This is a genomic window from Mitsuaria sp. TWR114 (assembly GCF_007997345.1).
Genome location: NZ_VOSR01000044.1, coordinates 1 through 5,275, shown reverse-complemented (window position 1 = coordinate 5,275; position 5,275 = coordinate 1). Strand labels below are relative to the sequence as shown.

At 71.9% G+C, this 5,275-nt stretch carries 4 protein-coding genes and 1 pseudogene; all 5 read right to left on the bottom strand.

Annotated features, from left to right (window positions below; translation table 11 throughout):
* On the bottom strand, positions 1 to 366 hold a 366-nt coding region (locus FUT87_RS02720; RefSeq protein ID WP_147240000.1), incomplete at its 3' end, for a CHASE sensor domain-containing protein.
* Positions 363 to 938 (bottom strand): YfiR family protein, encoded by a 576-nt coding sequence (locus FUT87_RS02715; protein WP_147239996.1) that lies wholly within the window; start codon positions 936 to 938, stop codon positions 363 to 365. The genes FUT87_RS02720 and FUT87_RS02715, both read right to left, overlap by 4 nt.
* Before the next feature lie 10 nt (positions 939 to 948).
* The gene (locus FUT87_RS02710) at positions 949 to 2,886 is read right to left on the bottom strand and encodes a TonB-dependent siderophore receptor (RefSeq protein ID WP_147239999.1); all 1,938 of its coding nucleotides are present in this window, start codon (positions 2,884 to 2,886) and stop codon (positions 949 to 951) included.
* 229 nt (positions 2,887 to 3,115) lie between these two features.
* Positions 3,116 to 4,201 (bottom strand): ABC transporter substrate-binding protein, encoded by a 1,086-nt coding sequence (locus FUT87_RS02705; protein ID WP_255511627.1) that lies wholly within the window; start codon positions 4,199 to 4,201, stop codon positions 3,116 to 3,118.
* 132 nt (positions 4,202 to 4,333) lie between these two features.
* Positions 4,334 to 5,275: pseudogene (locus tag FUT87_RS02700) on the bottom strand (hypothetical protein); the annotation flags it as partial.

The following is a 5,275-nucleotide window of genomic DNA, read 5'->3' as shown; positions in this document are numbered from 1 at the left end:
GGCCATCACCGGCACCTCCAGCGCCACCTGTCCGACCCAGGCCTCCAGGCGCGAGCGCTGCGCGGCCGGCCGGGTGTAGACCGCGGACGGCTGGCCGTCGCGCTTGAGCAGCCGCGCCCGCAGCGTGGCGGGATTCTGGCGCAGCGCCTGCAGGATCTCGCCGGCCTCGTCGCGGCTGTCGAAGACCAGTGCGGCGGAGGCCGTCTGCGCCACGATGCCGGCCTGGGTGCGCAGGTCCTCGAGCTGGCGCTGCTGCAACCGCCAGTACTGCATCACGCTGAGCAGCAGGGCGAAGGTGAGCAGCGCGGCCAGCGACACGGCCAGCTCGCGCCAGCGTTCCAGCGCGTCGAGGATCTTGGCGTTCATGGCGAAGTGGCGGGGTGACGCACGTAGCGCGCCAGGCGCAGCAGCTTCGCGCTGATGGCCAGGCCGGCGCGCCGGACGGCGTCGAGGTCGACGTCGAAGACGATACGCCCGTCCTCGATCTGGAGGTTGAGCATGGCGCCCTGGTCCAGCATGCCGGCCTGGTCGGACAGCACCAGCACGGGCTGCCGGTCGAGCAGGGCGCGCCAGGCGGGTCTGGGTTCGGACAGGTAGAGCAGGTGGCAGCCGGCGAGCTGGTCCGGGCGGGCAAGGCGGCGCACCTCGATCGCCAGGTGCCGGATCGAGCGCCCCGCCAGTCCCTGCAAGGCCGTCTCCAGGCCGCTGTCGCCGGCGGTGCACAGCTGCAGCGCGCGGCCGTGTTCCCGCTCCGCGGGCCAGTTGACGAACATCAGCGCGCGGTAGACCACCTCGGCCTTCAGGCCGTCCGGTCCGGCGGCCTGCGCCGCGACCGGGCGCAGCGGTGCCGCCCCTGCGAGCGCGAGCAGCAGCAGCGCCGCCATGCGCCAGGGGCGCAGGTCGGTCGGTCGTCGAAGCAGGCGAGCGCGCATCGGCATCGTCGGCGGCTCAGAAGGCGGTGCGCCAGGCCAGGCGCCAGGCGCGACGCGATTGCGGGATCGCGCTCAGCGCGGCGTCGGGGGACGAGGGGTCGAGGTTGTCGCGGTCCAGCAGGTTGTCCACCTGCAGCGCCAGGCTCTGGCGCGCGTCGATGCGGTAGCTCAGCTGGGCGTTGACAAAACAGGCCGGCGGCACCTTCACGCGTCCCAGCCGCGTGCCCAGCGCGGTCCACTCGACGCCGAGCTGCCAGGCTCGCCATTGCGGCGTGATCGCATGGCCCTTGACCATCCAGGTGGGCGCGTTGCTCAGGCGCCGGCCCTGCTCGTCGCGGGCGTCCATCCAGGAGGCGCTGGCGCGCCACAGCCAGCCGCCCTCGACGCGCTGCTCCACGCCCAGGTCCAGGCCGCGCAGCCGCACGCGGCCGCGGTTGACGTACTGCACCACGGCGTCGGTATCGTCGCTGAGCGGCACCTGTTCGATCAGGCGGTTCAGGCGGGTGTCGTAGAGGTTGGCGCTGAGCGCCTGGCCGGAGGCGAGCAGGTATTCCCAGGCGAGTTCGGCGGAGCCGAGCCGCTCGGGCTTGAGCCCCGGATTGGCCAGCTGCGTCTGGCCGCCGTCGTCGTAATAGCGCTCGTAGAGGTTGGGCGAGCGGAACGAGCGCGCCCACATCAGCTTCAGGGTCTGGCGCTCGTCCGGCCGGAAGACCAGCACGGTGCGCGGCGACAGCGCCGGTGAGAAGCCGCGGGCGTGGTCCAGCCGCAGGCCGGTCGTCAGCTGCCAGTGCTGCGACAGGCGCCACTGGTCCTGCACGGACAGCGCGGCGGAATCCTGCGAGACGTCGCTGTCGAGCCGCGACTCGTAGGGCGCCACTTGGTAGTTGCGCTGGATGCCGTAGGGCGAGGTGCGGATCTCCGCGCCGGCCATCAGCTCATGGTTGAGCAGGCCGCGCCAGAGCACGCGCGCGTCGAGCGTGAGCCACTGGGCATAGGACTCGTCGCGGTCGACGACGTCCGGCGACTGGCCGAAGACGTAGCGGCCGCGGAAGTCGTACTGCGACAGCCCCAGGCGCAGGCTGCGCCGCAGGTCGTCCTGCCAGCCCTCGTCGTAGGCGGCCTCGACCATCAGCTGGCGGTCGGTGTAGCGGGTGCCGGACACGCCGGGCAGGGTGCCGTAGGGGGCGGTCGGCGCGTCCTTGTCGCGCTGCACCGCGGCCATCGACAGCTTCCAACGGCCGAGCCGGTACTTGGCCAGCACCGCGGCCTGGCGCTCGCCGTCCAGGCCGCGGATCCAGCCGTCGGCGGTGCCGAGCTCCGGGAGGAAGAGCGTCTCGCCGGCGGTGCGCTGCAGGTTCAGTCCGATGAAGAGGTCGCCGCCCGCGGCGTCGGTGGCGCCGTAATGCATTTCGACCCGGCGCTGCCCGCGCGAGCCGGCGCTGCCGAGCACGGACAGGCCCGGCGCGTCGGCGCCGTCCAGCGTGACGACGTTCACGACGCCCAGCAGCGCGTTGCTGCCGTAGATCGACGACCCCGGCCCCTGGACCAGCTCCACCCGCTTGGCCCATTCCGCGACGACGGGGAATTCCAGCTGCGGCAGGCCCTGGTCGTAGATGGCGTCGTTGACGCGCTGGCCGTCGATGGCCATGAGCACGCGGGAGTTGTAGTCGCCGGGCCGGTTGAACCCGCGCACGCCGAGGTTGCTGTAGCTGCGCGTGTTGCCGAGGTAGACGCCGGGCAGGCGGCCGAGCATGTCGCCGATGGTCTGGTGGCCCAGCGCGGCGGACTCCTGGCGGGTGATCACGCTGACCGCGGCGGGCGCGTCCATCAGGCTCTGGGCGTAGCGCGACGGGCCTTGCACCTCGCGCCGGAGCAGCGCCTCGAGCTGGTCCTCGTCTTCCGCGCCCGGCGCCGCGTGGGCGCCGCGTGCGTGAGCAGGCCCAGCAGGCCGCATGCGGCCGATGCGATCAGGTACTTCACGAGGCAACGCCGTGCGGCGGCAACGGCGGTGGTGGTGGGGAGGTCGCGAAGCTTAGCGACGGAGGGCGGAAAGCGCGCTGTCAGACTTCACGGAAGCGACATGAACGGCGGAGACGGTTGCACTGTTCGGAAGCCGGACCCAAGGACCGGCGCCGCCGCCGCTCGCCGCGAAGGCCCACGGGGTGGCGCGAGCTCCGCGGGGCTCAACGCACCAGCCGGCCGCCGACGCCGAGCACGGCGAAGTCCACGTAGCGCGACGGCGCCTGGCCCTTGCCGAAGGTCAGGCGGTGGCCGCCGACGTCGGTCTCGAAGCCGCGTTCCAGCGTCTCGGTGAGGGCGGCCGCGCCGGGGGCGCTGCGCTCCAGGGCGCGCACCAGCGCCTTGGCGGCGATGAAGCCCTCCAGCGAGCGCGAGGACAGTTCCGGATCCTTGGCGTTCTGGCTCAGGCGCAGGTAGTCGCGCACCACCTCGCGGTCCAGGCGGTCGTCGGTCGGCAGCACCAGCGAGAAGGCGAAGCCGCGCGCGCGCTCGGGTCCGAGCTTCTTGAGCAGCGCCTGCACGTCGATGATGGACATGCCGTACAGCCCGGCGCGTCCGCCGGCGGCCTGGTAGCGGCTGGTGAACTCGATCGCGGCGGCGGTCGTGGCGGCGAGGAAGATCACGTCCGGCGTCTGCTTGACCATCTCGTCCACCGCCTTGCCGACCTCGGTGGTGTTGCGCGCGTAACCCGACTGGGCGACCAGCGTGAGGCCGTGGGTCTTGGCCGAGGCCTGCGCGCCGGCCAGCGCGTCGCGCCCGAGGCCGTCGTCCTGGTAGACGACCGCGACGCGGGTGCGGCCCATCTCGCCGAGCTGGCGGAACAGGCGTTCGACTTCCTCGCGGTAGCTCGCCTTGACCGGATACATGCCGCGCGCCGTGAGGATGCTGGTCGCGCCGGAGATCGCGCCGACCATGGAGACGTGGGTCTTCTCGAGCACGCCGTCCTGCTTGAGGGCCTCCAGGTTGGAGGTGCCGACGGTGCCGATCAGCGCCGTCGGGGCGTCCTGGGCGATCATTTCCTTGACCAGCCGCACCGTCTCCTCGGGCTTCTGCGCGTCGTCGCGGGTGACGAACTTGATGCGCTGTCCGCGGACGCCGCCGCGGGCGTTGACCTCGTCGATCCAGAGCTTGGCGCCGGCGCGGATGGCCTTGCCGGTGACGGCCTGCGGCCCGCTGAACGGGGCGACCTGGCCCACGACGATGTCGGCATGGACCGCCGGCGCGGCGGCCAGGCAGAGGAGGGTCAGCAAGCGGCGGGCAGCGCGAGGGAGGGCGAGGGTCATGGTCGTGACGGCGGGCATGCGGGGTCCCGCATTGTCGTCAATGCGGCAGCGGCAGTCATCACGGCCGGGCGAGGGGAGGACGCGCGGTGCGCCCGGGGTTCAGTCCGTCTCGCGGGCCGCGCGCATCAGGAACGGAGTGCCGATACTCCAGCCGAGCAGGCGCCGGCAACCGTCGACCTCGTCGTGGGAAGCCGCCCTGGGCAGTTGCTCACCGGCCACCGTGCGCTCCAGCCCGGCCAGGACCGGAGCGAAGCGTTCCCGCATGGTGGCCGAGCGTGTGGCGAGGCGCTCGCGGCAAGTCGCCGTGAAAGCGACTTGCGCCGAGGGCGACAGGCAGGACAGGAAGAAGATCATCTGCCGCCAGCCGAAAGCAAGCGTCTTGCTGGCGCGCTTGCGTTGGTGGCGGGGCACGCTCTCCGGGATCACGCGGCGTTCGAGGCGGTCCAGCACCGCGCCGAAGGCCTGTCCGGCGAGATCGGACCAGCGGTCGTTCAGCAGCGGTTGCAGTTGCAGCACGTCGACGAGCACCCCCAGGTTGTGCGTCGTCAGGATGGCGGCCTGCTCGATGACCGCGCCGTTTCGCGCGATGGAGCTTCCTCCGGGTGGCAAGGCTGCGAGTTCCAGGCAGTAGTCGTCGAAATCGGGGCAGACCTTCGTGCCCCACCGTTCCTCGATCTTCGTCATCGCGAGCACGCGCTCGACGTCGATGCCGTAGTAGCGGCTGTACAGCGCTCCTCCCGGCAGTGAGGCGAGGTGGCGTATCGCGATCGCTGCGGCGCGCACGTACTTCGCCGAGAAGGTGCCCATGAAGATGTCAGCGGCGAGCTCCTCGACGAGCGGAAGCCAAGGACCAGCGTCCGCACTGGCTTCGCGCTCGACGGCCATTGGCGGCCGGGCGACCTTTGCCAGCGCGGTCAGCTCCGATACCAGCTTGTTGGGCGTGATGGTGGCGGGGAACGCGCCGATGGCGAAGGCCGAGAACCGGCGCAGCAAGTCGCTTGCGGCGGGTTGTGGGTCGGCGTCGGCGCTGGCCTCCAAGGC

What these genes read in the sequence shown, in the direction of transcription:
- FUT87_RS02715 (WP_147239996.1), bottom strand. Translation starts at nt 938, where the DNA reads ATGCCGATGCGCGCTCGCCTGCTTCGACGACCGACCGACCTGCGCCCC.
- FUT87_RS02710 (WP_147239999.1), bottom strand. Translation starts at nt 2,886, where the DNA reads ATGCGGCCTGCTGGGCCTGCTCACGCACGCGGCGCCCACGCGGCGCCG.